The following is a 25,149-nucleotide window of genomic DNA, read 5'->3' as shown; positions in this document are numbered from 1 at the left end:
TTAGAACTGATGAAGAGATCCTTTCCGTGGTCTCGACGGAAGGTCGATGTTGCTGAGGCAGGTCGTACGACACTGTCATTTGTATAGGCTTGGTTATCTGGTGCCAGCGGCGGTGTAGAGTCCCGTTATATAGAGCTCGACTCCCGATAGTAAGAGGTTAGCCGCACTGCCGATGTGATAGCGGAGGGATTCAATGCCATGCATGAGTTTCTCCTTGTGGGTAGGCAATAGAGTATTCAAAAGCGTGGAGTAACGGCCGTCGCTCTCCTTGAAAGGCATGCTAGATCGCAGACAATGGCCAGTCGGTGGCCGCCGGCGGCATAGCAGCAGCGGCACCCGGTGTTGGCCAGACAATGAACCAGCAACCGGGCGAGAACGGCATAGGCCTGGATTAAGATAGCCTCAAATCACAACTCGACACGGCCCTCAAGCAATCAGGCAAACCTGAGCTTGATCTCACGCAACTTGAACAGAAAACACTATTCACGCGATGCCATTCGGCCCATCGAGTACTTGCCTGACCTTTCTCGCCAAGTCTTCGGGCATGCAGGGTTTGGAGATCACATCGAACTCCGAGCCTCCGATGTCAGTTCGCTCAATCGAATTTTCCGCGTATCCGGTCGTGAGAAGTACCCGAATCTTTGGATGGCGCCTACGAACCTCCCTTGCCAACATCACACCGTTCATGCCGCCGGGCATGATCAAGTCTGTGAACAACAGGTCGTAAATCTCGCCGGCCTCGAATTTCTTCAGTGCTTCGCGACCGTTCAAAACGATATCAGCAGCGTAGCCGTAGTCCTCCAGAACCATTTTCGCAAGTTCTGCGACGTCGGGCCGGTCTTCTACAATGAGAATTCGCTCATGACCAGCACGGTTGTCCGGGATGCGAGGCGCGTCGATCTGGGTGACGCCTGCATCGTCTACCGGAAAATAGAGTCGCAACGTAGTACCGACACCCTCCTCCGTATAAATGCGAACGGCACCACCGGATTGTTTCGCAAACCCGTACACCATCGACAATCCCAATCCTGAGCCTTTGCCTTCCTCTTTAGTGGTGAAAAAGGGATCCATCACGCGATCTTTGATACTCGCAGGCATGCCGACACCGTTGTCGGTTACGGCAATGCTGACATAACGTCCCGGCAGCAACCCGTCGTATGAAACGCTCGCGAGATCACTGACGACGACGTTGCGAGTTTCAATTGAGATTTTTGGATTGGAACGCCCGATCAATGCATCCCGAGCATTGATGAATACATTCAATAAGGCTACCTCAGCCTGGGTCGGATCGATCCGACAGTTGCGCAGGCTTGCTTCCAGGTCGGTCTTAATAACGATTTCAGGGCCGAATGTGCGCTCCGCTAATGAGTGGGTGTCCGACACCAACGCATTGAGGTTAAGGACACGCCCTTGAAGTTTTTGCTTACGAGAAAATGCCAGGAGCTGCTTAGTCAGAGTGCTGGCGCGATCCACCGCAGATTTCGCGTGATGTACGCTTCGCTGCAAGCGTTCCCGGTCAATCGCAGGCTTTTCGAGTCCGCTCCCAATGAGGTTGATATAGCCGCCCATTACCTGAAGCAGGTTGTTGAAGTCATGAGCGATGCCCCCGGTCAACTGGCCCAACGCCTCCATCTTCTGTGCCTGACGCAATGCCTCTTCTGCATCACGTCTACGGCTCACGTCCAGCTGAGAGGCGAAGAAATAGATCAGCTCACCGGCATCGTTGTAGATGGGGGAGATAAAAAGTGCGTTCCAGAAGGAAGAGCCATCCTTGCGATAATTCAATATCTCAGTAGAAACATCCGTTCGCTCTGCAATGCCCCGACGAATGTCGTCGATCACCGATTGCTCCGTATCTGGCCCCTGAAGAAATCGGCAGTTGTGCCCCACAATCTCGGCGAGTGTGTAGCCTGTCATTTCAACAAATGCCCGATTAGCGAAGATAATTGGGTTATCGTCCCGATTAGGATCGGTAACGATCATAGGCATGCGGGTCGTCTCGACCGCTGCGAAAAAGATGTTTTTGCCAGGATGGCTGATGTCGCCGGTAGACGAGTTGTCAACTCGCGCTGTTTCAAGAGACATTTTGCAGCTCCACAGTACTGGCGCTAGCGGACTCACCTAGCCACACGCGCATCAGGAAATCAAGGAATCAAGGAACCAGTAGTTCTTTGATTTTGCCAATCAAAGATCCAAGCTCAAATGGTTTTTCAAAAACGGCGACGAAGAGATCCGGTCGCGAGGCGGCAACATAAGTCATAAAGTCCCTTACTCGTTGCGGCCTTGGATCTCAGACTGAGCTGATCGAAGAGAGCTAAAGCTAAAGCTAAAGCATTCGCATCGTCGATGCGGTAATCACGTTGATGGAATGGGTGTCTGCTGGACGGGCGCATCAAGCCCGGTACTGATCCGGGGGGTGTAACCCAAATCTACAAATCGCAATCCATCAATGACGGGCTGAGAGCATGGGCTGGCCCCAAATGCTATGGCAAGTTCAGCGTCTTCTGGAGCGAACAACGCCAACGTCTCCACGAGGACTGTGTCGATGATGAGCACGTAGGGATGCACCACAGCAGGACATAATTTCGAACAGAGCATATTCAAGTCGTGAATTGCGGCGAAAACAGCTGAAGCAGTGCCCAATGATTTGCTGTGCCAAGTTTGCATAGTAGAGCGCCATATCCGGTGACCTCGGTGTGACATCGACGCTTTCTAAGAGGTTCCGCATACGTGATGGCCGCTCGCTTACCCTGTTCGCGTTCGGTGGGAGATGTGCGGCGATCTACAGACATCAGTTCAAATGGACGTTGGCATCAGAAACGCCTTGCGTTGCCAGCGCTTTAAATTCATCAAAAGCTCGCTGTGCCTGCTCAACTTCCTGTTGATATTGTACCGCCCAGTCGAACAAGGCAGAAAACGGCTTTTGCAGCGTCAGCCCCAGGGCAGTGATCGAGTATTCCACCGCGATGGGCGACGACGTAATAACCCGTCTTGATACGAGACCGTTTCGCTCCAATCGTCGCAGTGCTTCGGTCAGTGCCTTGTGAGTGATTCCTTCTAACCGTCGCTTGATGGCATTGAAGCGCGCGGGCTCCGTGCACACCACGGTAAGAATCAGCACCGACCATTTGTTCGCAATCTGGTCAAGGACTGGACGAGTCGCCAACGCTTGGGCGAACACTTGCTCAGGGAGATTGGAGGTACTGGTTTCCATGGGTATATCTAGGCTCATTCAAGTGCGTAATTGACTCCCAGTATACAAAATATATCGTGATCACCAGCCCAAACTGGAGAATTGATCATGGCAAGATTGAGTGGAAAGACGGCATTGGTTACCGGGGGTACCAGTGGTATCGGCCTGGCGACAGCCAAGCGTTTCATCGAAGAAGGAGCTTTGGTGTTCATCACTGGTCGTAGCCCGGACTCGTTGGCTAAAGCGTTGTCTGGACTCGGCGAGCGCGCGATTGGGATAAGGGCGGACATCACTCGTCAAGAAGAACTACTTTCGATGGTACAAACCATCGAAGACCGCGCCGGGCAACTGGACATCCTTGTGATGAGCGCTGGGATCTCTGAACATTCCCTGCTCGTCGAGACCACCGCTGAGCATTTTGACAAGACGTTCGATACCAACGCGAAAGCGCCTATGTTTGTGATGAAGGAAGCTTTGCCGCTTATGCCTTCAGGGGCTAGCGTTGTGCTGATCGGTTCGATTGCGGGCTTCATTGGCACTGCGGGATATGGAGTCTACGGCGCCAGCAAAGCTGCGCTGCGTGCCTATGCCAGAACCTGGACAAGCGAACTCGCTGAGCGGGGTATCAGGGTGAACGTGGTCAGCCCAGGCCCGATAGACACGCCGATGTTTGACGGAGCATCTGATGCGGTAAAAAAAGCGCTCACGAATCTCATCCCTCTCCGACGCCTTGGCAAGCCCGAAGAAGTCGCCGCAGCGGCGCTCTTCCTGGCCAGCGATGAAAGCAGCTTTATCGCGGGATCTGAACTCTGTATTGATGGAGGTATGGCACAGGTCTGAAACTCCCTCCCACATACACGCATGCTGGCAGCTCGGCTTCCAGACCAAGCTGCCATTTCGATCATTTCGCCCTGTCGACTCGAAGATAAATCAAGAGGCGGCACCTCCCATTCCAACCTGACGCAAGCCTTGAATCCAAGTGCTGTTAATATTCAGCGCTTTTGCGAGCACGGAAATTCTCATACCAGGCATTCAACCGAGGATAATGCGCAGCGTAAGAAAGGTTGAATCGCTCCCGTGCTGTCTGAAATATCGGGAACACAGTGCAGTCTGCGATGGTGGGAATTTCCCCAGCCAGGAAAGCATTCTCCCCTATGGCTTGTTCCAAGACGGCCAGCAGCTCATCAACATGGCGATAAAGCATATCCGCGAATGCTTTGGAGGGCTGAGGTTCTTTTCGAGGAAAAGCGTTGGTCGTATTCCATAGCCAGAGCATGCTTCGTGCGATCAAATCATTACCTAGACGCTCCAATGCGCGCACCTGAGCGCGCTGCTCTGGGGATGTGCCTATCATGGTCGGCTCAGGAAACAGCTCCTCGAAGTACTCGACGATGGCCGCTGCTTCCGTGATAACCGTACCGTCATCGGTGACTAACGATGGCGCTCGTCCTGAAGGATTGATCCTCAGATATTCAGGTGTGCGATGTTCTAGGTTCGCGTAATCAAGCTCATAGCGAGGAACATCAATGCCCTTCTCAGATAGATAAATGGAAACCCTGCGCGGGTTTGTTCCCATGCGAAACTGATAAAGCATCATATCGCCCAACCTTCGCAAATGGCCGTTTGAAGCATCTGTATGCAGGCGTGGGGTCATCGATGAGATCCTCCTTCATATTCAGTCTTGCCGCCAAAGAAACGGATGAATTCGCTCGCAACTCGGTTGGAAGCTTCTTCTGGCAAATAATGACCAGCGCCCAGGATCACACTGCCCTCCACGTCCGTGGCCAAAGTTCGTAACGCGCTCATGATGGTGTCACCCGCACCCCGCTCAGCTCCGAGCGCCAGCACCGGCATTTCCAGAAACGTCTCTGAACGCTTGCGGTTGGCGGCTACTCCTTCGGGGGAAAGCGCAGACTGGTAGTAATAGCTGGCAGCGCGCAAAGCACCAGGTGCTGCAAGTTGTCGCGCATAGACAGCTACATCCTCAGGAGCGATCGTCCAGGATTGCATAGACTTGGCCTTGAACAGCCAGGTCAGAAACTCCTGCTCCCGCCCCGTGATGAGGATTTCGGGAAGTTGATCAAGCTGATTGAACGCAAAATGCCAGCTTCGGATATTCGCCTCGACGGGCGGCAGGTCAGTTCGGGGCGTCGATATGCCAGGCACCAGCGCGTCAAGCACAGCCAATCTGCGAACATCCGAGGGCCAGTCGGAGGCCAGTGCGTAGGCGATCCACGTGCCTACATCATGCCCCGCCAAGTCAATGGGGCCCTGCTCCAGCAAACCGATGATGTTGGCGAACTCCCGGATCTCAGCAGCCACCGCCCCTAGGCTATAGCCTTGAGCAGGTGCATCGCTTTCACCCATTCCTCTGGGATCGATTGCGATGACTCGACGCCCGGCTTTCACAAGCTCAGCCATGACATATCTCCAGGCATACCAGCTCTGAGGCCAGCCCGGTATCAGCAGGACAGGCTCGCCTGCCCCGCCTTCTACGTAGTGCAAGTTGACATCACCGACTTTAACGCTGGCGTGTCGAAACACACTCCAGAAGTCGCTCCGGGCGAAAAACTCCGCCCCTACAAACGTTGGCTGATCGGACTGGTTTTTCATGGCTACACTCCATATAGGAAACGATTGCTTCCAAATAGGGGAAAATTTTTAGTCGAGTAGTCTCATCAATTCATGCACCATCGAATTCATGGCTTTCGGCGAAGTACCGGTTTTTCCCAAGACCCTCATACCCTGCTGGACAGCCAGCATCAGTCGCGCGACGGCAACGCTGTCGATATCAGCACGAACCGATCCTTCAGCCTGAGCCGCTTCAATAAGACGCCGAAGTTGCATTTCACGCGATTTCTGTTGCACCGACACTCGCTCGGCAATTTCAAGGTCTGAAATCGCCAATTCCACAGCCGTCTCCACCACCAAGCATCCTGAACGGCCTGATTTGCCGACGCTCAGTTGGACATACTGCTCCATCAGTGCCTGGATCTTGTCTCGCGCGCAGGAACAGGCTGCAAGACAGCCATTGATAGATTGGGTGCGAACCTCGATATAACGCTCAAGTGCCGCCACGAACAGCCCACGCTTGTCACCCCAGGCTTTGTAGATGCTCCCTGCGGTGAGGCCGAGCGCAACTTGGAGGTCTGAAATCGACGACCCGTGGTAGCCATACTCGCTGAAACGCAGGACGGCCATATCGAGCGCCGATTCACTGTCGAACTCGCGTGGGCGGCCTGGGCGGGGTGATTGAGATGCAGTTTTGATCATGCGGCTATGATAGGTAATGATCGTTTCCAAATACAAGACTATCGAATGCCGCCTGTCGATCAAAGGAGCCCCCCTCGAAATCACCTTGCATGCACTGCGACCGGAGCTCCTCTTAACTGGCTCTCAAATCAACCGGCGGTGACCGTCATGCCGCCATCGGCCATCACGATTGAACCCACCATGAAACTGGCCCGATCCGACGCAAGAAATGAAACGATCTCGGCAATCTCTTCTGGCTGTGCGGCGCGTCCGATGGGCGCAGCCTCTCCATGCTTGGCCAGGAAGCCGGGCCCATCATCTACTACCTTATTCAAGATATTGGTGACGACGTCACCGACGCCGACCGCGTTGACACGAATCCCATGTTCGATGACCTCGATAGCGAGTGTCCGAGTCAGCTGGGCCAATGCCCCTTTAGATGCGGCATAGGCAGCAATCGTGGGAAAAGTGAAATATGAGGCATAGGATGCGATGTTGACGATGGCTCCGCTCTTGCGAGGGGTCATCACCTTGACAGCTTCCCGGCTATGGAGAAACGCCGCAGTGGCGTTAACTGCCTGGATACGTTCCCAGTCCTCACGCGTCATGTCTACAAGGAGCTTGTTGATGATAATCCCGGCATTATTCACCAAAATGTCGAGCTTACCGAACGTATCTACCGCCAGCCCCACCGCTCGTTCGGCGGCACCATCTTTGGAAATGTCGGAAACCAGTGGAACCAACCCTGGGCGGGCGAGATCTTCAACAGAGCGGTTCATGTCTTCGGCGATGACTTTAGCGCCCCGTGCATGCATCAGCAAAGCCACTGCTTTACCTATACCGCTTGCTGCGCCAGTGACCAATGCGACCTTGCCGTCTACTTCGCGAGGAAATTCAGCGTTGAAATCAACCATGTCGTTCTCCTTTAATACTGTCGGGCAGGCAACCTGCCGGTTCGCGCCTGCGCTTCTCCAAACACAGCCCGACTATCCCTCAGAACGTGGCGCTCATCTTTTGGCGATTTGCGCGGAATGTCGCGTTCTTGCTATGAAATACCTAGTGGATCCGCAGCAGCGTCTTAACTCGCGTTGCGGGCCGGAGACCGGCGTATGAAATCTCCCGTTGTTCGCCCCACAGCGCCTTCCGACGTATCGGAGAGTGCAACACGAACTTCCCCTGCGTCCATGTCTCTTCATCTCCCAGGCGCCATCCATACGATCACGTCTCGAACTGAGATCAAGGACGCCGTCGTGCTACTTTTCAGCCATCGCACTATTACTGAACCAATCCTCGTCCCGGCTGTGGTTGAGCCGCTATTGGTGCTGATATTGGCTGGTTCTGCGACAGTAGAAGAACGCGAAATTGGAGGAGACTGGCAGTCAGTGTCAGTCAAGGAAGGAGATTTCTTCCTGACCAATACGAGCGAAGCATACGAGATGCGCTGGACGACGCATGGCTGCGAGACATTCGAAGTCATGCATGTCTATCTAAGGCTTTCCTACATCAACAGTGCCGCCAAGGAACATCTCGGCACGGTCGCATTCCCAGTGGTGTTCAAAGACGTCTCGGGAGAGCAGGACGAACGGGTAAGGTCGATGCTCAATCAACTGAGGCACGAGGTATTAGAACAACCAGGGCCTAGCTTCCTCATGATCAGCGGCCTCGTGCAGGCCTTGGCAGTGCATCTGACACGCAACTATCTATGCCTTTCAGGGCATCCTCCACGCAATACTGCGTTGCAGGCCTACAAACTTCGTCGCGTGATCGATGCCATGCATCAAGCTCTTGCAGATGACTTCAGTCTGGTTTCTTTTGCAAAGGTGGCAGATCTGAGCGAATACCATTTCAGCAGGCTGTTCAAAGCGTCTACAGGTTTTTCACCACTTCAATATTTTATCCGGTTACGTATGAAGCGGGCTCAACATCTGCTGCTTGAAACCGGTATGAGCATCATCGATATAGGCGCAGAAGTGGGCTACTCCAGCCCGAGCCATTTCTCGCAGGTGTTCCGTCGAGAGGTTGGGGTGACGCCAAGCGGTTACCGAAAGTGAATCGGCCATTGTTGGGCCATGTGCAACGGCTGCCCGGGGCATTATCCTGAAAAGGGTGTGAAGATGTCGACTACAAGGCCTAGCAGCCAAAAACTCACTCATTGCGCGAACCAGGAGATGCATTGCTTGAGCCCGGTATTTTTTTACTTCGACCTTGTCTCTCCTTACGCGTATTTGGCCTCTAATTACATTGACCCGATAGCCAAAAAACACGGACGTGAGGTGCAGTGGAAACCTTTTCGCATAGGGGTTGCAGTCGTCAAAGTCATGGGGCTCAAACCCGCCATGGATACCCCGCTAAAAAATGACTACATCCGCACTGACGTGTTGCGTTTGGCAAAGGTACTCGGCCTTCCGATAACGTCCAATCTCGAAATGTTCGATCCCATCCCGGCCCAGCGCTTGATACATGGAGCAGGTACTGAACACCGTGCGGGCTTATGCAAAGCATTGCTTAAAGCACGATGGGCAGACAACCTCGATCTGACCAACCCTACGATACTGACCCACGTTGCTGAGACGGTAGGCGTTTCGCCGATCACCGTGCAGGAAGCTCTCAGGAAGCCTGAAACCAGGTTAGCAGTCCGTCAGGCGACCGAGGCGGCCATCCTAGATGGAGTATTCGGATCGCCTACCTGTAGAGTCGAAGAAGAACTCTTCTGGGGCGTGGATAGATTATGGCTGCTTGAGCACTATCTGGCCCAAGGTGAAAACTATTCGGGAGCTGACGGCATTCATTTTACAAAACTGTCGTAGCAAGACAGTGAACGTCCGATGTTCTGAACTTGCGCTGATGTGAACTTCCAGAGAGTGCAATGCCCGATATCAGTGAGTCCGACATCACCTTATGCCAATGCTGCTTGCCGGTCACTGTGATCAGGCACGTTGAGAGGTGCAAACGCTATCCCAGCTGTCTAGGCGTTTATGCGCTGTCCCTTCTCATCGCTGCCCCAGGCATCTCCTTCGCTTCAGACCCGATTAAGACGCCGATTCGGGTTGTCACTGAGGAATTGCCGCCATACAACATGGCAGAAAACGAAGTGTCGAGCTGACTTCAACAACTGAGTCCCAGGTCTCAGATCCGGCAGCGCAATGGGCATCCGATGGTGATCTCGATGAAATGCTATGCATGCTTGGGCAATCCAATGCCCAGGTGAACAGACTGATCGGACAACTGGCTGCTCGATACGACGAGAACACCGACAGACTCAATCCCGCATCTCAAACAGACGCTTCATCTTTCTGAACAAGCCGGCCAGCCTCAATTTCGGTCACAATTGAACTGAGCTTGCTCTCCTCTCGCTGAAACATCGCGATCATGCGATGAAGCGCTTGGGCGTCAGGCTCGTCACTCGCCTGAATCAACCGATCAGCAATTCTGACCAGTTCGACTGCCGACCACTTGAGATCTGCGGCCAAGCCTTGAAGATCTCTTCGAAGAGTGTGGTTGTTACTGGTCATGCTCGACGCTCCTGTCTGTTTCCACTAATGCCTTATCGGCAGTGAATTGGGTTAACTGTGCGCTGCCCGTCAGACTCACCTACGCTTTTGCACATCCACAGGAGGTGAGAGATGCAATTCAGGAGTCCGGGGTTTATCGCAATAACTATCGTTTTTCTTCTGGTCGAGTCCCTCCTCGCCTGGGCGCTGTATGGCTATAGTCGCCATCCCGGGCCATTCGGATACGCCGAATCTGAACCTCGGCTCATGCACGGAAAGTTCGTACATGAAATTGGGCCAGGAAAATCCCGCTATGCCCCATCACAGTATCTGTTTGTGGACGTTGAAACGGGGAAGCTGAAAAACTGCATGACCTCTTCACTCGCACCGCGATGTCATTTGATAGGGATAAAGGCAAGGTCTTCAGCCTCCAGATCATCAACGATCAAATCGTGACGTGTGAGCTAAATGGTCAGCAGCTTTGTACTCCAAAATGCACCTCATGGCCTCAGTGTGAAAACATCAAAGTCGCGGTTATGACGGCCCAAAGAAACGAAAATTGGTGGACTTTGCTGGTCGTATCCATGGCTTTTGCATGTACCTTTTACTGGAAGGTTTGGCGCCCTGCGTCCAACCAGCGTCAACAGAGAGAGGCATGAGGTGATCATCTCCAACATTTCGGGCGCCCTAAGCCTTGAGCGGTATCAGCGCATGCCGGCCCCGTCTTTCACTGTCACCTCGCTTTTAGCCTGCAGAATCGAATCATGTATCTATGCGGCCTTAGTGAGCCGCGCGTCTGTGGTGGGATATCCACCGCTCGCATCGTCTTACCAGATAGCCTGAGTGCGCCTGAAGAATTAGGGTAGCCGAATATGACCGGCACCACGGCTACCCCATCTGCCGATTCATGCCACGAAAACCTTCGATGTCTGCCCGCTCGCTTTACTTGGACTCGGTAGCGTAGGTTGGCGAACAGCCAGCGCTCAGGCTTGATTACCAGGAGGGTACGAAGCGAAGGCAGCTTGGCGGGGAGTAATGCACATGGCCAATACTGCCCTCACTTAACTTCCGCCTCGCAGGCCTTTTAGCATCCCCTGAACAGATGTTGGCGTCACAGGGAGAGAGGAGCACTCAACTTATGGCCTAAGTCACTCTTATCAATGCCCTGATCATTACAATCGCTGTCATCATTCACTACGAATGTCTACTGCGGATGAACATACTGATGCCCCGGCTGAGCATCTGGCATCGGTTCAGATTAGTCTTTGGTGTATTAGGGGCTCTATCCGCTCATGCCATTGAGGTGTGGATTTTTGCGCTGGGCTATTACCTGATGAACGCATCGGACAGCATGGGCAAATTAACAGGCAACTACGACGGTAGCCTTCTGGATTCCGTCTATTTTTCTTTTACCACTTTCACGACAATTGGTTTCGGGGACATAACGCCCATTGGCCCGCTTAAATTCCTGACCGGGCTGGAAGCCTTAACCGGCCTTGTTCTCATCACCTGGACAGCATCGTTTCTGTTCATCGAGATGCAAAAATACTGGAAAAAATGAAGGTGCTGTCTCGCCAGCTGACGCCTGCATTGCTCGCTGTTCGCGGGTTTAATCGCACTCAGTCTCCATGCCTCCCTACATGCGACATAGGATTACAATGCCCAAAAAAAGGGAGCCCACGATGTCACCAACCTATCCCCCTCGCCGCGCGAACGAGAGTAAGAAGAGTAATCCGCAACATATCCCGATGTGGAGCGCTTGGTAGCGGATGGAGACCTGGTCAAAATCGGGCCTGGGTACAGTGCTCAAACCGAAATCGGCTTCGAAGCCATCGCCCCCTACATTGTCGGCCTGAGCATCGGTCGCAACGGTAAACCGACCGTTTACCGCCTCGCCCGCCGAGCGCTGTGATGCGATCGGGCGTGCCAACGTTGCAGCCTAACGAGGCAACATCCGTCTAAGCGTGTTATCCCGCACGTAGTAATGATGGAACAAACCCGCCGCCGCATGCAGTCCGATCAACCAATAGCCCAGACTCCCCAACCATTCATGCCAGCCTTTGATTTGCTTGGCCAGTGCTGGGTCAAGGGCAATAGGCGCCGGTATGGAGAACTCGAAGTACGGCACAGGTTTTCCTCCAGCAGCCAGCATCAGCCATGCCAACACGGGTGTGGCGATCATCAGGATGTACAGCAACCCATGCATCACATGGGAGAGCCCGATCTGCCAAACGGGTGGCCTAGGGCTTATCGCCGGCGCCTTGTACATCAGGCGCCCCAGCAAGCGAATCCAGACCAGCGCAAAGATCGAAAGACCAAACATCCCGTGCAAGCCCAGGAGTGCAGAGCGCAATGTGCTGCCGCGTGGCGCCAGCCCTTTGAGTTCTATACAGGCATAGACGCCGACAAACAGCGCAAGCATCAGCCAATGCAAATACATGGAGAGTTTGTCGTAACGAGGTAAAGGTGACGTCATGTCGATGCTCGCTTTCAAGAAGTGGATGAACAGGCCGTGGAGGCGAGCGGACTGTGCCGTAGCTGTCTTAAGGAAATCTGAAGAAGGTTGCGTGCTCCCATTTTCTCACCTTCAGACTTCGTTAAGAATCGACGCTGATACTCCCCTCCATTCACCACTGGGGAGGAGCCTCACCCATGCAGGGTCTGGACTGGAATGTTTGTCTACCGCTGAGCTTCGGAACCCCTGAAGCACCCGCCCTCTCACTCCATCGCGCTCTGGCACAAGAGCCGCTGCGCGAAGGTTTCGAAGCCTTTATCCAGCAGCGCTTTCGCAAAGCCCATAACGCCGAAATTCGTCAGTTCATGCCTGAGTTATTCGGCCTGAACGATGGCGCGGGTAGCTTGTGTGCAGTCGCGGGGATACGCACCGCGACCTCAGGCGCGTTGTTTCTGGAGCACTATCTGGACGAGCCGGTCGAGCGTGCTATCGAGACCCTCGCGGCACGACCGGTCGATCGCCAAGGTATTGTCGAGGTCGGCAACCTGGCCGCAAGCACTTTGGGCAGTGCCAGGCTGAGCATCATCACGGTGACTTGGTTACTTGCGATGGGGGGCTTGGAATGGGTGGCGTTCACGGGCAATGCCGGGTTGGTCAACAGCTTTAATCGCTTGGGTCTGCGCCCTGTCACGTTGTGCGCTGCCGACCCGATGCGGCTGGGAGATGATCGCCACGCCTGGGGCAATTATTACGACACTCAGCCCAGCGTGCATGTTGGGGACATACGTTCAGGCTTTTTGCATTTGAGCCACAGCGGGGTGTTCAAGCGATTTGGATTGCCACTGACCTTGGAGCGCAGTTGCCATGTCGCCTGAATTGAATAATTTTCGCCAGCGGATCGCAGAGCTGGCGACCAGTCAGCCATACGCCTATGCCCTGTGGGGCGACGAACTCAAGCTCGACTACGCCGAACTGGAAGCTGAGATTCGGCTGCGCCAGCAGATATTGCGCGACATGAATGCCAAGGTGGTAGCTGTATCGCTGGAGAACGGGCCTGAGCTGATGATCTGGGATCTAGCGATTCTGTTCGAGGAACTTGCCTGCCTAACGCTGCCGCCTTTTTTCACCGCCGCTCAGCGCCTTCACTGCCTTGAACAAAGTCAGGCCGATCTGGTCATTGGCAGCGTCGACCATGAAGATGAAATCGAGCAAGCGGGTTTTCAATCCCGCGATGGCTTCTGGATCAGGCCTGCGGCTGAGTCCTCGCCGCTTCCAGCGGGCACCGCGAAGCTGACTTTCACCTCAGGCACCACCGGCACGCCAAAGGGCGTATGCCTGAGCGCCGACAGCGTGCTATCCGTTGCCCGCGAACTGCATCACGCCAGCGAGTCGCAACACCCTCGTCACCATCTCTCATTATTGCCATTGGCCATTTTGCTGGAAAACATCGGCTGCTATGCGGCGCTGTACGCCGGCGCCATGATCAGTCTGCCCAGCCAACGCACCTTGGGCATGCGGGGTGCAAGCGGCGTGGATCTGCCGAGGCTTCTGTCTACGCTCAAGCTTCGCCATCCGCACAGCATGATTCTGGTGCCGCAACTGCTGTTGCTGTTGGTCACGGCCTGTGAGATCGGCGCATTCGACAGCGGTGAGTTGCGCTTCGTTGCTGTCGGAGGCGCCAAGGTCAGCCACGAGTTGTTGCTGCGGGCCGAACTGGCTGGCGTACCTGTTTATGAGGGCTACGGACTATCCGAATGCGCCTCGGTTGCGGCACTAAATCGCCCTGGCGCGCATCACCCCGGCAGCGTCGGCCAACCATTGCCGCACGTGCAGATACGTCTGGCTGACGACGGTGAAGTCTTGATTGCTGGATCTGGAATGCTGGGCTATCTCGGCGACACCCACCCTGTGCCTGAATGGTGGCCGAGCGGTGATCTGGGTGAGTTCGATGCCAACGGTTATCTCTATCTGCGTGGACGCAAGAAGCATCAGTTCGTCACCAGTTATGGACGCAACGTCAACCCCGAGTGGGTGGAAGCAGAACTGACTCAACGCGGTCGCATCGGCCAGGCATTCGTCTACGGCGAAGCGATGGCCCACAACCATGCGCTGATCTGGCCGCTGCGCCCTGAAACCACTGACCTGCAAATCGCCGATGCTGTTGCTCAGGCTAATCAGGCGCTGCCCGACTACGCCCGTGTACATGGCTGGACGCGGTTGGAGCAGCCATTCAGCACGGGTAACGGCATGGCGACGACCAATGGCCGGCCCAAGCGGGAAGCCATTCTGGCGTACTACCGACATCTTTTTATCGAGCCTGCACGAGCCGAGGATCATCCATCATGAGTTTTTTCGAGACGCTGCAAAACGCCACGCGCACCGAGCGCGAAACGCTGTTCAACCTGCCGATTATTCACCACGCGCTATTTGGTCAGGTGACGCTGGAGAGTTATACCGCCTTCCTGACCCAGGCCTATTACCACGTACGCCATACCGTGCCGTTGATGATGGCCTGTGGCGCGCGCCTGCCCTCACGGCTGGAGTGGCTGCGGGGTGCAGTGTGCGAGTACATCGAGGATGAATACGGGCACGAGCAGTGGATTCTCAACGACCTGCGCGCCTGCGGTGCTGACGCTGACGCGGTACGTGACGGCACGCCGGGCCAGCCCATCGAGTTGATGGTCGCCTACCTCTATGACCTGATTGCCCGGGGCAATCCCGTCGGTCTGTTCGGCATGGTGAATGTCCTGGAAGGCACCAGCATCGCCCTGGCAACTCATGCAGCGGGTAGCATTCAACAACGCCTTGGCTTGCCTGCCACTGCATTCAGTTACCTCAGTTCCCACGGCAGCCTTGACGTCGGGCACATGGAAACCTACCGAAAACTGATGGATCGTATCGATGACCCGCAGGATCAGGCAGCGGTGATTCGGGCCTCGAAGATGGTGTATGCGCTGTACACAGACATGTTCCGGCAATTGCCTGCCGCGCTCGCCGAATCTGAGAAGGAATCCGCTCATGCGTCTGTCTGAAGCCCGTGTCGTCTTGACCGGAGCCAGCGGCGGAATCGGCATGGCCATCGCCGAAGCCTTATGCAGCCACGGTGCAGAGGTGCTGGCGGTATCCAGGCATCAGGAACCCCTGATCGGGTTGCAGATGCAGTACCCCCACTTGCTGCACTGGGTCAAAGCTGACCTGACCACTCCCGAAGGTCGTCAGCATGTGCTGATGACAGCCCAGGCCATGGAGGGCATCAACCTGCTGATCAATGCGGCGGGGCTCAATCACTTCGCGATGCTGGAGCAACTGCCAAGCCGTGAGATCGACGCGATGCTCAACATCAATCTGCATGCGCCGATCCTGCTTACAGGCCTGATGCTACCCATGCTGCGCAGTGTCAAACGCGCGATGATCGTCAACGTCGGCTCGACCTTCGGGTCGATCGGTTACGCCGGCTACGCCACTTACTGCGCCAGCAAGTTTGCCCTGCGCGGGTTCTCCGAAGCCTTGCGTCGGGAGTTAGCGGATACGCGAGTCGGCGTGCTGTACGTGGCCCCACGGGCGACCCGTACCTCGATGAACGGCCCAGCGGCACGCGCTTTGAATACGGCTCTCAAGAGCAATGAGGACGACCCTCAGACCGTTGCCGCTGCCGTGGTCAGCGCCATCGTCGGCAATCAGCGCGAACTCTACCTCGGTTGGCCGGAGCGATTTTTCGTGCGCCTCAATGGTTTGCTGCCCGCCGTGGTTGATCGCTCCCTGCGCAAGCACCTGCCGCTGATTCGTCGATTAAGCAACACCCCTTTTGAGGAGAAACCTAAACCATGAAAGCCCTGCTGATCACCCTGCTCTCGTTGTTCATTACACCCGTCTGGGCCATGGATGCCCCTGACCAACAACGCCTGGCAGCCATTCAACAGGAATGGGCACACATTCAGTATCAGTTGCCTGAAGACCAGCGTGTCGCCGCGTTCGAAAAACTCGCGTCCCACTCAACTCAGTTCAAGCAGGAGCGACCCACTGCTGCCGAAGCCTGGATCTGGTCAGGCATCGTCACCAGCAGTTGGGCCGGTGCGCAAGGCGGGCTCGGCGCGTTGAGCAAGGTCAAGCAGGCCAAGGCTGACCTGGAAAAGGCGCTCTCGCTCGATCCTGCCGCCCTGCAAGGCTCGGCCTATGCGAGTCTGGCTGCGCTGTATGATCGAGTGCCCGGCTGGCCCATCGGCTTTGGCGACGCAGACAAGGCTCAAGGTCTGTTGGAGCAGGCGTTGAAAATCAATCCCCACGGCATCGACCCGCTGTACTTCTGGGACGATCATCTTTTTCGCCAGGGGCACTATGCTCAAGCCAAAGCAGCGCTGGAAAAAGCCCTGCAAGCCGCACCGCGCCCCGGTCGGGAGTTGGCCGATAGTGGCCGACGCAAGGATATCCAGCTGCTGCTGGTCGACGTTAACAAGAAGCTGAAATGACGGAGCTTGCATGCGCTTGCTGTTGATCGAAGATGATGTTGCGCTGGGCGAAGGGATTCACCAGGCATTGAGCCGAGAGGGTTACACGGTCGATTGGGTGAAGGATGGCAACAGCGCACTGCATGCGCTGCTCAGTGAAGGGTTCGATCTGGCGATACTCGACTTGGGGCTGCCCAGGCTGGACGGCCTGTCAGTGCTGCGTCGCCTTCGCGAAAGCGGTTCTGCCCTGCCCGTCTTGATTCTCACCGCGCGCGATGCCACCGAAGATCGCATTGCCGGCCTGGATGCCGGCGCTGACGACTACCTGATCAAACCCTTTGACCTCAATGAACTCAAAGCGCGGCTGCGCGCCTTGCTGAGGCGCAGCGCAGGGCGCGCACAGGTGGCGATCGAGCATGCAGGCGTCCGGCTCGATCCCGCCACGCAACAAGTCAGCTATCACGCGACGCCCGTTTCCTTGACCCCTAAAGAGTACCAGTTGCTGCATGAGCTGCTGTCTCCCCCAGGCCGGGTAATGACTCGCGAACGCCTGACTCAGCTGCTCTACGGCTGGAACGAAGAAGCCGACAGCAACACCCTGGAGGTGCATATCCACCACCTGCGCAAGAAGTTTTCCAGTGAGCTGATTCGCACGATCAGAGGAGTGGGCTATCTGGTGGAGGATCGTCTTTGACCTCGATACGCCGTCGTACCCTGACGCTCATCATTGGCCTAGTCCTAATCGGTCTGACGATCCTGACGCTGGCCAATATCCATGACAGCAATCATGAGATCGCCGAAGTCTACGACGCGCAACTCGCCACCAATGCCCGGTTACTCCAAGGCGTGATGCGCATGCCGTTGGCGCGCCAAGAGCACGCCCAGCTGTATCAGGCCTTCAATCAGGCGCTGGGGCAGGCAGACCCCAAGGTCGATGGTCACCCTTACGAGAGCAAGATCGCCTTTCAGGTGTGGGATCTTCAAGGCAACCTGCTGGTGCATACTCCTAGCGCGCCAAGCTTGACTCGGGCGCCGACCTACACCGGGTTCAGCGATATCAATGATCTGGGAAAACATCAGTGGCGCACCTTTGTGCTCAAGGACGAGACGCATAACCTGCTGATCTGGGTGGGCGAGCGCGATGACGTGCGCTCCGATCTGGTCAATCGCATCGTGCGCCATACCGTACTACCCAATCTTATCGGCAGCCTGTTGTTGATGGCCGCCATCTGGCTGGCCATTGGCTGGGGCTTAAAACCGTTGGCTGATCTGGCCGCTACATTACGTGGTCGGCACCCTGGCTCACTGGAGCCTCTGCAACTGGCGCCATTGCCCAGCGAACTCGAACCGATGCAGGCAGCCCTGAACCGACTGCTGGGGCAGATTCAGGAAGTGCTGAGCCGTGAGCGGCGCTTTATCGCCGATGCTGCTCACGAGATGCGCACGCCGCTTGCGGTGCTCCGAGTACACGCCCAAAACGTGCTGGAGGCACAAAACGATGAGCAACGGCGGGAGTCGCTGGACTACCTTGTCGTTGGAGTCGACCGTACAACACGGTTGGTTAATCAGCTGCTGACGATCGCCCGGCTGGAACCGGGCACTGGCCCGGTCAAAACCCAGCAGGGAGACATTGTCGCTGCGATACGCGAAAGCCTTGCGCAGATGACACCCTGGGTGCTGAGCCGAGGTCTTGAGCTTTCCTTTGAGTGCTACGAACAGGCGCATCTGCTGAACACTGACTTCGCGGCCATCGACATCGCTCTACAGAATCTAATTACGAATGCGGTGAATTTCTCGCCAGCAAACGGGCAAATCAACGTCACCTTGGTCTTAAAACATGACGGCTATGAGTTGAGTGTTGCGGATCAGGGGCCCGGCATCAGTGATTCTGATCGTGAACGTCTCTTCGAGCGTTTCTACAGCAAAGGCAATGACCAGGGTGTCGGGCTAGGTCTGGCAATCGTGCAGACAGTCGCGATGCGCCTCGGCGGCGCGGTTCGACTGGAAAACAGAGTACCTACAGGGCTGATTGCCAGTCTCGCGATTGCTGTTGCCTCTCAATAGTTTAGTGAGATAGAGAATCATGACGTTTGCAAAAGTCGTTGTCCGCTATGGGCAGTCGAATGCGGACACTCGCCCCGCCACTTGAATGACTAAAACCGAAACAGATCTTCCCAAGGACAAAATACATCTGTAAATTCGTATATATGCATAAACGAATATTCAGGTTAGCGATGTTGATTCAACCCCACGCCTTCTTCAAGTGTCTCGGTGACGAAACCCGTGCCCGGATCATGCTTATGCTCGCTGCCGAGGGCGAGCTATGTGTCTGCGAGCTGATCTGGGCGCTCGACGATCCCCAACCAAAAGTCTCCCGACACCTTGCACAGTTGCGTACCTGCGGGCTGCTGGAGGATCGCCGTCAGGGGCAGTGGATTTATTACCGCCTTCATCCAGAACTTCCTCAGTGGGCAGTAGACGTACTGCAAACGACGCTTGATGCTAACCGTTCGTGGCTAGGTGATGACCAGGGTCGCCTGGCTTCCATGGAAGGTCGCCCGGTACGCCAGGTTTCCTGCTGCTGAGTGTTTCTGGAGAGCTGAGGGTTACTACTTCCAAGTCGGCTGCGTACTCACCTTTCCCATTCTACTTACAACACTGGCAGCACTTGCCGTGCGCTTGAGCATCAGCGCGTAGGAGTTAGCTTATGAAGATCCTGTTCATGTGTACGGCCAATAGCTGCCGCAGCGTCCTGTCAGAGGGGTTGTTCAATCATCTGGCCCCGGACGGGGTCACTGCCATCAGTTCGGGCAGCTTCCCCAGCGGCAAACTCAATCCGCGTGCGGTGAGCACTCTGCAAGGATTGGGAATCGACACGTCCAGCCTGTACAGCAAAGGCTCGGAAGCCTTCGCAGACACACCACCCGATGTCGTCATCACCGTGTGCGACAAGGCAAGCGGCGAACCTTGCCCGGTATATTTCGGCCCGGCCATCGAAAGCCACTGGGGCCTGTCCGACCCGTCCGAGGCAGACGGCACTGATGAGGATATTCAGGCCGCATTCGATGCGACGGTTGAACACATCAAGAGGCGATTTGCCGCGTTCTTCACCCTGGATCTGAAAACGCTTCAAAGTGCTGATCTGAAGCAAGCCCTGGAACGAATCGGAGAACTGTGATGAGCGAATTTGATACGGACTATGCCGACACCTTTCCAGCCCTTGATCTGTCGCTGATGGATCTCCCCAGCACCGATAAGCTGGGCCTGGCAGATGCTGCGAACGTCAAGCCACGTATCCTTCTGCTCTATGGATCAACCAGAGAGCGGTCGTTCAGCAGACTGCTGACGCTGGAGGCAGCACGCCTGCTCCAACACATGGGTGCCGAGACGGTGATCTTCGATCCGTCCGGGCTGCCGTTGCCGGATGACGCGCCGGTCGATCACCCTAAGGTGAAGGAACTACGCGATCTGGTGCTGTGGTCAGAGGGTCAGGTGTGGTGTTCCCCGGAACGCCATGGCGCGATGTCTGCAGTGTTCAAAGCACAGATCGACTGGATTCCGTTAACCATGGGCGCCGTGCGGCCTACCCAAGGCAAAACGCTCGCGATGATGCAGGTGTGCGGCGGTTCGCAGTCCTTCAACGCCGTGAACCAGATGCGTGTTCTGGGTCGATGGATGCGCATGCTGACCATCCCGAACCAGTCATCGGTGCCCAAAGCCTATCTGGAATTTGATGACGCAGACCGAATGAGGCCTTCGCCGTACTACGACCGTGTAGTCGATGTGATGGAAGAACTGGTCAAGTTCACGCTGCTGGTTCGTGGCCGTGAGGACTATCTGGTTGACCGCTATTCTGAACGGAAAGAGAGCGCCGAGGCCCTATCGGCACGGATGAATCAGCGCTCAATCTGAGCCTGCTCTCGCGAGACCGGCTCCTACCTGAGCAGCGAGTATTTCAAGTGCTCAGGCAAGATGAACCGGGCGTCCGCTTCCGGCGAAAAAGCGGACATAGATAAGCCATGCATATAGCAAAGGCGGTCACCGCTGCAGGCTGGCCCATGTGGATCTTTCATTCAAGAGATGCCGGGCGTGACGGCACTCACAGTCACGCGAAGCAGAGCGCAGAACCCATCTATATCCAAAGGGCGGCTAAGGAAGTAACCCTGGCCTTCATCACAGAGCGCAGACTTCAAAAACTCCAGATGTTCCTGTGATTCGATTCCCTCAGCGGTTACCGTTAGCGATAGCGCGTGACCTAAGCCAATGATTGCTTCGATAACCGATCGATCATCGTCGTTAGCTCCCAGCCGATTGAGAAAGCTGCGGTCAATCTTCAGTCCGTCGAACGGAAACGTTCGTAGGTAGCTCAGTGATGAATATCCGGTACCAAAATCATCCATGGCGATGCGGATCCCCAGGCGTTTCAGCGTTCGCATGATCTCCAGAGCCCCTGGCGCATCGTCCAGCATGACACTTTCTGTAATCTCGAGCTCAACCCTGCTGGGCTCAACTCCCGACTGGAGCAACGCACGCTGCACGCGCTCAACCAGATTGCCGCGTTTGAACTCGGATGGCGAAAGGTTCACGGATACAAACAGATGATCAGGCCAACTGGCGGCGTACCGCAAAGCGGTTTCCATGACCCAATTGCTCAACGCCAAGATCAGACCCGTCTCCTCGGCAATCGGAATGAAGGTGTCAGGGGAAATCAACCCCCGCTCCGGGTGCTGCCAGCGTACCAGCGCTTCAGCACCCACCATTTTGCCGTCTGTGATACGAAAGCGTGGCTGGAAATGCAAACGGAGTTCGCCATGCTTGATCGCAAAACGCAGATCACTCTCCAAGCGGCGGCGCTCCACAATCTTCGAGTTCATGTCACCCGCATAGAATCGCCAAGTGTTGCGCCCTCCCGACTTGGCCTCATACAGCGCAATATCTGCGTAGCGAAGCAATTCAGTGGCTTCGGTGGCATCTGCTGGCGCCATCGCAATACCGATGCTCGCACTGACGAACACCTCCTGCTCGCCGATCTGAATGGGCCTTTCAATCGACTCGATAAGGCGCTGGCAAAGCATTTCTACTTCGGCCTGTCCTTTTAGGTCAGTCAGAATCAGGACGAACTCATCACCACCGATACGCGCTACCAGATCCCCATGTCGAACGCGATCGGCGAGACGACTGGAGATCTCGTTCAATACCGCATCACCGGCAGCATGGCCCAACAGATCATTGACTGGTTTGAATCGATCGAGGTCGAGGCTAAGCATGACCAGCGGTCGCTCGGATGTAGGTTGCGTCTTGAGTTTGCCATCAAGAAACTCCCTGAGCCGGGTGCGGTTCGGCAAGCCAGTAAGAGAATCATGCTGGGAAAGAAACTCAATCCGTCGCCGCGACTCGACCTCCTCAGTAACGTCTGTCGCAGTACCCCTGAAGCCCTGATCAGCCATGGCTCTGGCGGACAGACGTGTAACATGTTGATGGCCTTTGGGGTCGACATATCGGCACTGGACACTGACATCCGGACGACGATTGGGAATACTCAGCCACTGGCTCACTGTTCCCAATTCGGTGCATAGCAGCAGATCCATACGCACGCCGATCCATTCATGTCTGGCCAGCCCCGTAACGCGTTCAAATCGCTCAGACAGGTAGGTAAAACGCCCTTGGCTATCGATTTCCCAGATCCAATCGGAACTCGCCTCGGCCACGTCCCGAAAGCGCGCCTCGCTGATGGCCAGCGCTGTCTGGCTGAGCTGCAGGGAGTCGTAACTAGCATCAAGTGCCTGAGCACTTGCGGTCGTGCGACGCAATATCGCCCAGGCCATTAGACACACCAGTAGTGCGGCGAAACCGATCAAGGGCAAGCCCAAGCCAAGAAGGCGCTCGCCCGGTTTCGGTGGCTCCCAGTGCAAGCTCCCGGCCACACCGTTCTCACCCAAGGCGAAGACTGAACCTCCATTAAGTTCGGCGGCGGTGGCGATGCGTAACGCATCGACTCCATAATCTTTGCCAAGTGTCTCAAGCCTAAAGTTGTCGAGGATGTCAACGAAGATCAAGACCGAGGGAAGTCCGTCGTCCGGCGACACTGTAGGGTCTGTACCGGGGGTAATCGCCGCAGCCCCGACCAGCGCCGGTCGCCCACCGATATTTACGAAGTGGGTGATAGGTGTTTCTGCATCGGCCCCGGATCGAGCCTTGGTCAACACATCCGGCAGAGCCTGCTTGAGCCAGCTGGAAGCATCTACCCGCTGCAACTGACCTTCGACTACCGAATACACCGTCTGATTGGCGCTGTTGACGACAAATATACCTTTGAAGCCAAAATCGCTATAAAGCGTTGGCCCGACGTTCTGCCGAACGTAGGCCCAATCGGTGTCTACCTTCACATGTAAGTGCTTATAGGCATCGCCCCAGAATGCGTAATCCTTGACCGTGGCGCTTATAGACTTTTCTAAAGCCCGCACGGCTTTATTGGTATAAAACGCGCTCTCGGTTTCCTCGTTGCGATCCAGGTCGTGAGCCAAATAAAGGATCAAATAACCGGCAAGAAAAAATACCCCCGTCAGCAAGCCCACGAACTTGAACAGTGACGTGCGAATGATCTTCACGCTTGAGCGTCTATGACCAGAGCCGACGACGGAAGGTAAGTGTTCAGGCATGGGGGACATCGCTAATTATTTACGGAGAGATTGGTAACAGGCTATCGGCCAAACCGAGACGAGGTTGAGCGGATAGAATGGAGAGTCCTCAGCTATCGATAGATAGATCCAGCTGGGGACTTTGGGTTGGAATAGCCGTGCCAACGCCCAACAGGCGAAACGGGGATATTGTGGAATGCAAGCGGAGCGCGCAGGTCTTGGCCGAAGGTGGGAGGATGGAAGCCCGACAGGGCCGAGACGAAGCGGTCACGCGTAGGCTCGGTTAACGACAGCCGTCCGCGACAGCGGCCCACCAAACTTCGATGGTAGCAATGAATGATGCCCTGACTGCAGAGCTGAACGCGCTGAAGGCAAGCTCAACTGAGAGCTCATTGAACACTGATCCTGAGACAAAACAGCTAAAGGAGTAGATGCCGCTGCGGTTTTGGCTGAGGTGTAGCAGGCCGTGGAGCCAGATGACCGCGATGAGTGCGCCATCATCACGGCGGCGAGCGACCAGCACATAACCGATATCCATGATCGCAAGCCATTGGTGCTTGCGCCTGAGCATGCGAGGGAGTGGGTAGACCCTGAGACGTCACCCGAGCGTGCGGCTGAGATCGCCATTGAGCATTGTCGGCCCACTGAGCAGTTTCATTGGTACAAGGTGGGCAAGGATGTGGGGAATGTGCGGAATCAAGGGCCGCATTTGATTACCCCCCTGTCTGGGCCCTCGGATGTCGACGACTAAGGCACCTGAGTTCAGTCGTATCTTAGGAGGTCAGATGATGAATCCAACCACCCCAGACGGTCGCTATTTCGTTGTCAAAGGACGGCTGTGGCGTTGTTCGAATCCGGCGCTCGATGAAGATGAGAGACAGCGATTAGTGAATGAACTGATGGAGGCCAGGCGAGCTGTGAAGGCCGCTAAGGCTTCAGGTTTTGCTAGCGAGATGAAGTCTGCTCGCGCAGCTGTTCGGGCTGCCAAGGTGGCTCTGGGAGAACGAGGGCCGGTTTGGTGGGATGACGGGGCACCGGATCTGAATAAACACATGGTGGACAACACGCCGTATTCGGATTGGTATCATCAGCTAAAACCACCGGCTGAAAGATAACGACTCTGGGTCAAGCGCTGTCACTACTATCCGCTCAGCAACAACGATTGTTGATACAAGACCAAAGTGCTCAGAAAACTCAAGGGGATTACGGATATCGATAGGCCCGGGCGCTGACGATGCTTGATAAAGCTAGGGCATGAAGCCCTAGCAGATCATTGTCGTCACTTTTTCTTTTTGGCAGGCTTATCACCTTTCTCAGATTTCTTAGCCTTGTCCGGCTTGCTATCAGCTTTTTTTGCTGACTTTTTCGGCTCAGTGGCCTTCTTATCTTTCTTTTCGGAAGACTTGGAAAGCGCGGATGCCGCAGCTGATTTCTTAGCCGGTGATGCCTTTTTATCCTTCAATTCCTTGCTAGCCTTCGAAGCATCACCTTTGCTTTTCTTGTCGTCTTTAGCCACGTCAACACCTCTCGGAATTTGCCTAGATTGGCAGGTGGCCTGCAGAGATATCCACAAGCTAACTATTAGGCGAGCGCTTGCGTAGGCGGTTCAATCTGTTTAGACGTTGGGGGGTTGGGTGGTTACTACGGGACATTGCCCTACGGTTTTTCAATTTCT

At 55.5% G+C, this 25,149-nt stretch carries 26 protein-coding genes and 1 pseudogene; 16 read left to right on the top strand and 11 right to left on the bottom strand.

The genetic code is table 11. The features are described 5' to 3' along the window. Positions 1–483 precede the first annotated feature (483 nt). Positions 484–2,085, bottom strand: a complete 1,602-nt coding sequence (locus tag ACIPO9_RS17685) for a hybrid sensor histidine kinase/response regulator (protein WP_400782464.1) — start codon at positions 2,083–2,085, stop codon at positions 484–486. A gap of 706 nt (positions 2,086–2,791) precedes the next feature. Further along, a complete protein-coding gene (locus ACIPO9_RS17680) occupies positions 2,792–3,214 on the bottom strand; it encodes a winged helix-turn-helix transcriptional regulator (protein ID WP_400782462.1) in 423 nt (140 codons plus the stop codon). 87 nt (positions 3,215–3,301) lie between these two features. On the opposite strand from ACIPO9_RS17680, the gene ACIPO9_RS17675 reads away from it, so the two are divergent. Continuing rightward, positions 3,302–4,033, top strand: a complete 732-nt coding sequence (locus ACIPO9_RS17675; protein ID WP_400782460.1) for an SDR family oxidoreductase — start codon at positions 3,302–3,304, stop codon at positions 4,031–4,033. 145 nt (positions 4,034–4,178) lie between these two features. On the opposite strand, the gene ACIPO9_RS17670 is transcribed toward ACIPO9_RS17675, so the two are convergent. The 4 genes from ACIPO9_RS17670 to ACIPO9_RS17655 form a co-directional block, all read right to left on the bottom strand. Then, positions 4,179–4,847 (bottom strand): glutathione S-transferase family protein, encoded by a 669-nt coding sequence (locus ACIPO9_RS17670; protein ID WP_400782459.1) that lies wholly within the window; start codon positions 4,845–4,847, stop codon positions 4,179–4,181. Continuing rightward, positions 4,844–5,806, bottom strand: a complete 963-nt coding sequence (locus tag ACIPO9_RS17665; protein WP_400782457.1) for an alpha/beta fold hydrolase — start codon at positions 5,804–5,806, stop codon at positions 4,844–4,846. The genes ACIPO9_RS17670 and ACIPO9_RS17665 overlap by 4 nt, the downstream gene beginning before the upstream one ends. Positions 5,807–5,854: 48 nt before the next feature. After that, positions 5,855–6,496: a TetR/AcrR family transcriptional regulator gene (locus ACIPO9_RS17660; RefSeq protein ID WP_400782454.1), complete on the bottom strand. Its 642-nt coding sequence runs from the start codon at positions 6,494–6,496 to the stop codon at positions 5,855–5,857. 98 nt (positions 6,497–6,594) lie between these two features. After that, positions 6,595–7,359 carry an SDR family NAD(P)-dependent oxidoreductase gene (locus ACIPO9_RS17655; protein ID WP_400782452.1) on the bottom strand — a complete coding sequence of 255 codons (765 nt, stop codon included), beginning with the start codon at positions 7,357–7,359 and terminating at the stop codon, positions 6,595–6,597. 195 nt (positions 7,360–7,554) lie between these two features. Here ACIPO9_RS17655 and ACIPO9_RS17650 point away from each other — a divergent pair, with 195 nt between their 5' ends. Both ACIPO9_RS17650 and ACIPO9_RS17645 read left to right on the top strand, forming a co-directional pair. Continuing rightward, on the top strand, positions 7,555–8,496 hold the full coding sequence (locus tag ACIPO9_RS17650) for a helix-turn-helix domain-containing protein (protein WP_400782449.1): 942 nt from the start codon (positions 7,555–7,557) through the stop codon (positions 8,494–8,496). Between the two features lie 126 nt (positions 8,497–8,622). Further along, positions 8,623–9,252 (top strand): 2-hydroxychromene-2-carboxylate isomerase, encoded by a 630-nt coding sequence (locus tag ACIPO9_RS17645; protein WP_400782448.1) that lies wholly within the window; start codon positions 8,623–8,625, stop codon positions 9,250–9,252. Positions 9,253–9,717: 465 nt separating this feature from the next. On the opposite strand, the gene ACIPO9_RS17640 is transcribed toward ACIPO9_RS17645, so the two are convergent. Next, positions 9,718–9,957, bottom strand: a complete 240-nt coding sequence (locus ACIPO9_RS17640; RefSeq protein WP_400782446.1) for a hypothetical protein — start codon at positions 9,955–9,957, stop codon at positions 9,718–9,720. A 1,135-nt stretch (positions 9,958–11,092) separates the two neighbouring features. Between ACIPO9_RS17640 and ACIPO9_RS17635 the strand changes: the two genes are divergently transcribed. After that, a complete protein-coding gene (locus tag ACIPO9_RS17635; RefSeq protein WP_400782501.1) occupies positions 11,093–11,497 on the top strand; it encodes a potassium channel family protein in 405 nt (134 codons plus the stop codon). A gap of 378 nt (positions 11,498–11,875) precedes the next feature. On the opposite strand, the gene ACIPO9_RS17630 is transcribed toward ACIPO9_RS17635, so the two are convergent. Then, complete coding sequence (locus ACIPO9_RS17630) at positions 11,876–12,412, bottom strand: cytochrome b (RefSeq protein ID WP_400782444.1); 537 nt, start codon at positions 12,410–12,412, stop codon at positions 11,876–11,878. Positions 12,413–12,588: 176 nt separating this feature from the next. On the opposite strand from ACIPO9_RS17630, the gene ACIPO9_RS17625 reads away from it, so the two are divergent. The 10 genes from ACIPO9_RS17625 (at position 12,589) to arsH (ending at position 20,748) form a co-directional block, all read left to right on the top strand. Then, a complete protein-coding gene (locus ACIPO9_RS17625) occupies positions 12,589–13,266 on the top strand; it encodes a thermostable hemolysin (protein ID WP_400782442.1) in 678 nt (225 codons plus the stop codon). Then, complete coding sequence (locus ACIPO9_RS17620; RefSeq protein ID WP_400782441.1) at positions 13,256–14,737, top strand: AMP-binding protein; 1,482 nt, start codon at positions 13,256–13,258, stop codon at positions 14,735–14,737. Before ACIPO9_RS17625 ends, ACIPO9_RS17620 begins: the two co-directional genes overlap by 11 nt. Next, complete coding sequence (locus ACIPO9_RS17615) at positions 14,734–15,423, top strand: TenA family transcriptional regulator (protein ID WP_400782439.1); 690 nt, start codon at positions 14,734–14,736, stop codon at positions 15,421–15,423. The genes ACIPO9_RS17620 and ACIPO9_RS17615 overlap by 4 nt, the downstream gene beginning before the upstream one ends. Then, positions 15,410–16,219, top strand: a complete 810-nt coding sequence (locus tag ACIPO9_RS17610; RefSeq protein WP_400782437.1) for an SDR family oxidoreductase — start codon at positions 15,410–15,412, stop codon at positions 16,217–16,219. Before ACIPO9_RS17615 ends, ACIPO9_RS17610 begins: the two co-directional genes overlap by 14 nt. Then, positions 16,216–16,857 (top strand): hypothetical protein, encoded by a 642-nt coding sequence (locus ACIPO9_RS17605; RefSeq protein ID WP_400782435.1) that lies wholly within the window; start codon positions 16,216–16,218, stop codon positions 16,855–16,857. The genes ACIPO9_RS17610 and ACIPO9_RS17605 overlap by 4 nt, the downstream gene beginning before the upstream one ends. Positions 16,858–16,867: 10 nt before the next feature. Beyond that, entirely contained in the window at positions 16,868–17,530 is a 663-nt protein-coding gene (locus ACIPO9_RS17600) for a response regulator (protein WP_400782433.1), read from the top strand. Continuing rightward, positions 17,527–18,900 (top strand): ATP-binding protein, encoded by a 1,374-nt coding sequence (locus ACIPO9_RS17595; protein WP_400782430.1) that lies wholly within the window; start codon positions 17,527–17,529, stop codon positions 18,898–18,900. The genes ACIPO9_RS17600 and ACIPO9_RS17595 overlap by 4 nt, the downstream gene beginning before the upstream one ends. A 170-nt stretch (positions 18,901–19,070) precedes the next feature. Further along, a complete protein-coding gene (locus tag ACIPO9_RS17590) occupies positions 19,071–19,421 on the top strand; it encodes a metalloregulator ArsR/SmtB family transcription factor (RefSeq protein WP_400782427.1) in 351 nt (116 codons plus the stop codon). 122 nt (positions 19,422–19,543) lie between these two features. After that, a complete protein-coding gene (locus ACIPO9_RS17585) occupies positions 19,544–20,014 on the top strand; it encodes an arsenate reductase ArsC (protein ID WP_400782425.1) in 471 nt (156 codons plus the stop codon). After that, positions 20,014–20,748: an arsenical resistance protein ArsH gene (arsH, locus tag ACIPO9_RS17580; protein WP_400782422.1), complete on the top strand. Its 735-nt coding sequence runs from the start codon at positions 20,014–20,016 to the stop codon at positions 20,746–20,748. The genes ACIPO9_RS17585 and arsH overlap by 1 nt, the downstream gene beginning before the upstream one ends. Before the next feature lie 161 nt (positions 20,749–20,909). Here the strand turns inward: arsH and ACIPO9_RS17575 are convergent, their stop codons facing one another. Next, the gene (locus ACIPO9_RS17575; RefSeq protein WP_400782419.1) at positions 20,910–23,495 is read right to left on the bottom strand and encodes an EAL domain-containing protein; all 2,586 of its coding nucleotides are present in this window, start codon (positions 23,493–23,495) and stop codon (positions 20,910–20,912) included. A gap of 262 nt (positions 23,496–23,757) precedes the next feature. Continuing rightward, on the bottom strand, positions 23,758–24,012 hold the full coding sequence (locus ACIPO9_RS17570) for a hypothetical protein (RefSeq protein WP_400782503.1): 255 nt from the start codon (positions 24,010–24,012) through the stop codon (positions 23,758–23,760). On the opposite strand from ACIPO9_RS17570, the pseudogene ACIPO9_RS17565 reads away from it, so the two are divergent. Further along, a pseudogene (locus tag ACIPO9_RS17565) lies at positions 23,941–24,225 on the top strand (SOS response-associated peptidase family protein); the annotation flags it as partial. The gene ACIPO9_RS17570 and the pseudogene ACIPO9_RS17565 overlap by 72 nt on opposite strands. Positions 24,226–24,262: 37 nt before the next feature. Beyond that, positions 24,263–24,589 (top strand): hypothetical protein, encoded by a 327-nt coding sequence (locus ACIPO9_RS17560; protein WP_400782498.1) that lies wholly within the window; start codon positions 24,263–24,265, stop codon positions 24,587–24,589. A 164-nt stretch (positions 24,590–24,753) separates the two neighbouring features. Here ACIPO9_RS17560 and ACIPO9_RS17555 read toward each other — a convergent pair whose 3' ends face one another. Then, entirely contained in the window at positions 24,754–24,990 is a 237-nt protein-coding gene (locus ACIPO9_RS17555; RefSeq protein WP_400782416.1) for a hypothetical protein, read from the bottom strand. Positions 24,991–25,149: the final 159 nt, after the last annotated feature.

The organism is Pseudomonas sp. NPDC090203, assembly GCF_044746765.1.
In the GTDB taxonomy this organism is placed as follows: Bacteria; Pseudomonadota; Gammaproteobacteria; order Pseudomonadales; family Pseudomonadaceae; genus Aquipseudomonas; species Aquipseudomonas putida_AD.
The sequence above is the reverse complement of the archived record's forward strand: the minus strand, read 5'-3'. Positions and strand labels throughout refer to the sequence as shown.

Bases quoted from the DNA above. Each gene is read 5' to 3' on its own strand.
- ACIPO9_RS17685 (WP_400782464.1), bottom strand. From the start codon at position 2,085: ATGTCTCTTGAAACAGCGCGAGTTGACAACTCGTCTACCGGCGACATC.
- ACIPO9_RS17680 (WP_400782462.1), bottom strand. From the start codon at position 3,214: ATGGAAACCAGTACCTCCAATCTCCCTGAGCAAGTGTTCGCCCAAGCG.
- ACIPO9_RS17675 (WP_400782460.1), top strand. From the start codon at position 3,302: ATGGCAAGATTGAGTGGAAAGACGGCATTGGTTACCGGGGGTACCAGT.
- ACIPO9_RS17670 (WP_400782459.1), bottom strand. From the start codon at position 4,847: ATGACCCCACGCCTGCATACAGATGCTTCAAACGGCCATTTGCGAAGG.
- ACIPO9_RS17665 (WP_400782457.1), bottom strand. From the start codon at position 5,806: ATGAAAAACCAGTCCGATCAGCCAACGTTTGTAGGGGCGGAGTTTTTC.
- ACIPO9_RS17655 (WP_400782452.1), bottom strand. From the start codon at position 7,359: ATGGTTGATTTCAACGCTGAATTTCCTCGCGAAGTAGACGGCAAGGTC.
- ACIPO9_RS17650 (WP_400782449.1), top strand. From the start codon at position 7,555: ATGAAATCTCCCGTTGTTCGCCCCACAGCGCCTTCCGACGTATCGGAG.
- ACIPO9_RS17640 (WP_400782446.1), bottom strand. From the start codon at position 9,957: ATGACCAGTAACAACCACACTCTTCGAAGAGATCTTCAAGGCTTGGCC.
- ACIPO9_RS17630 (WP_400782444.1), bottom strand. From the start codon at position 12,412: ATGACGTCACCTTTACCTCGTTACGACAAACTCTCCATGTATTTGCAT.
- ACIPO9_RS17625 (WP_400782442.1), top strand. From the start codon at position 12,589: ATGCAGGGTCTGGACTGGAATGTTTGTCTACCGCTGAGCTTCGGAACC.
- ACIPO9_RS17620 (WP_400782441.1), top strand. From the start codon at position 13,256: ATGTCGCCTGAATTGAATAATTTTCGCCAGCGGATCGCAGAGCTGGCG.
- ACIPO9_RS17615 (WP_400782439.1), top strand. From the start codon at position 14,734: ATGAGTTTTTTCGAGACGCTGCAAAACGCCACGCGCACCGAGCGCGAA.
- ACIPO9_RS17610 (WP_400782437.1), top strand. From the start codon at position 15,410: ATGCGTCTGTCTGAAGCCCGTGTCGTCTTGACCGGAGCCAGCGGCGGA.
- ACIPO9_RS17605 (WP_400782435.1), top strand. From the start codon at position 16,216: ATGAAAGCCCTGCTGATCACCCTGCTCTCGTTGTTCATTACACCCGTC.
- ACIPO9_RS17600 (WP_400782433.1), top strand. From the start codon at position 16,868: ATGCGCTTGCTGTTGATCGAAGATGATGTTGCGCTGGGCGAAGGGATT.
- ACIPO9_RS17590 (WP_400782427.1), top strand. From the start codon at position 19,071: ATGTTGATTCAACCCCACGCCTTCTTCAAGTGTCTCGGTGACGAAACC.
- ACIPO9_RS17585 (WP_400782425.1), top strand. From the start codon at position 19,544: ATGAAGATCCTGTTCATGTGTACGGCCAATAGCTGCCGCAGCGTCCTG.
- arsH (WP_400782422.1), top strand. From the start codon at position 20,014: ATGAGCGAATTTGATACGGACTATGCCGACACCTTTCCAGCCCTTGAT.
- ACIPO9_RS17575 (WP_400782419.1), bottom strand. From the start codon at position 23,495: ATGCCTGAACACTTACCTTCCGTCGTCGGCTCTGGTCATAGACGCTCA.
- ACIPO9_RS17570 (WP_400782503.1), bottom strand. From the start codon at position 24,012: ATGGATATCGGTTATGTGCTGGTCGCTCGCCGCCGTGATGATGGCGCA.
- ACIPO9_RS17560 (WP_400782498.1), top strand. From the start codon at position 24,263: ATGAATCCAACCACCCCAGACGGTCGCTATTTCGTTGTCAAAGGACGG.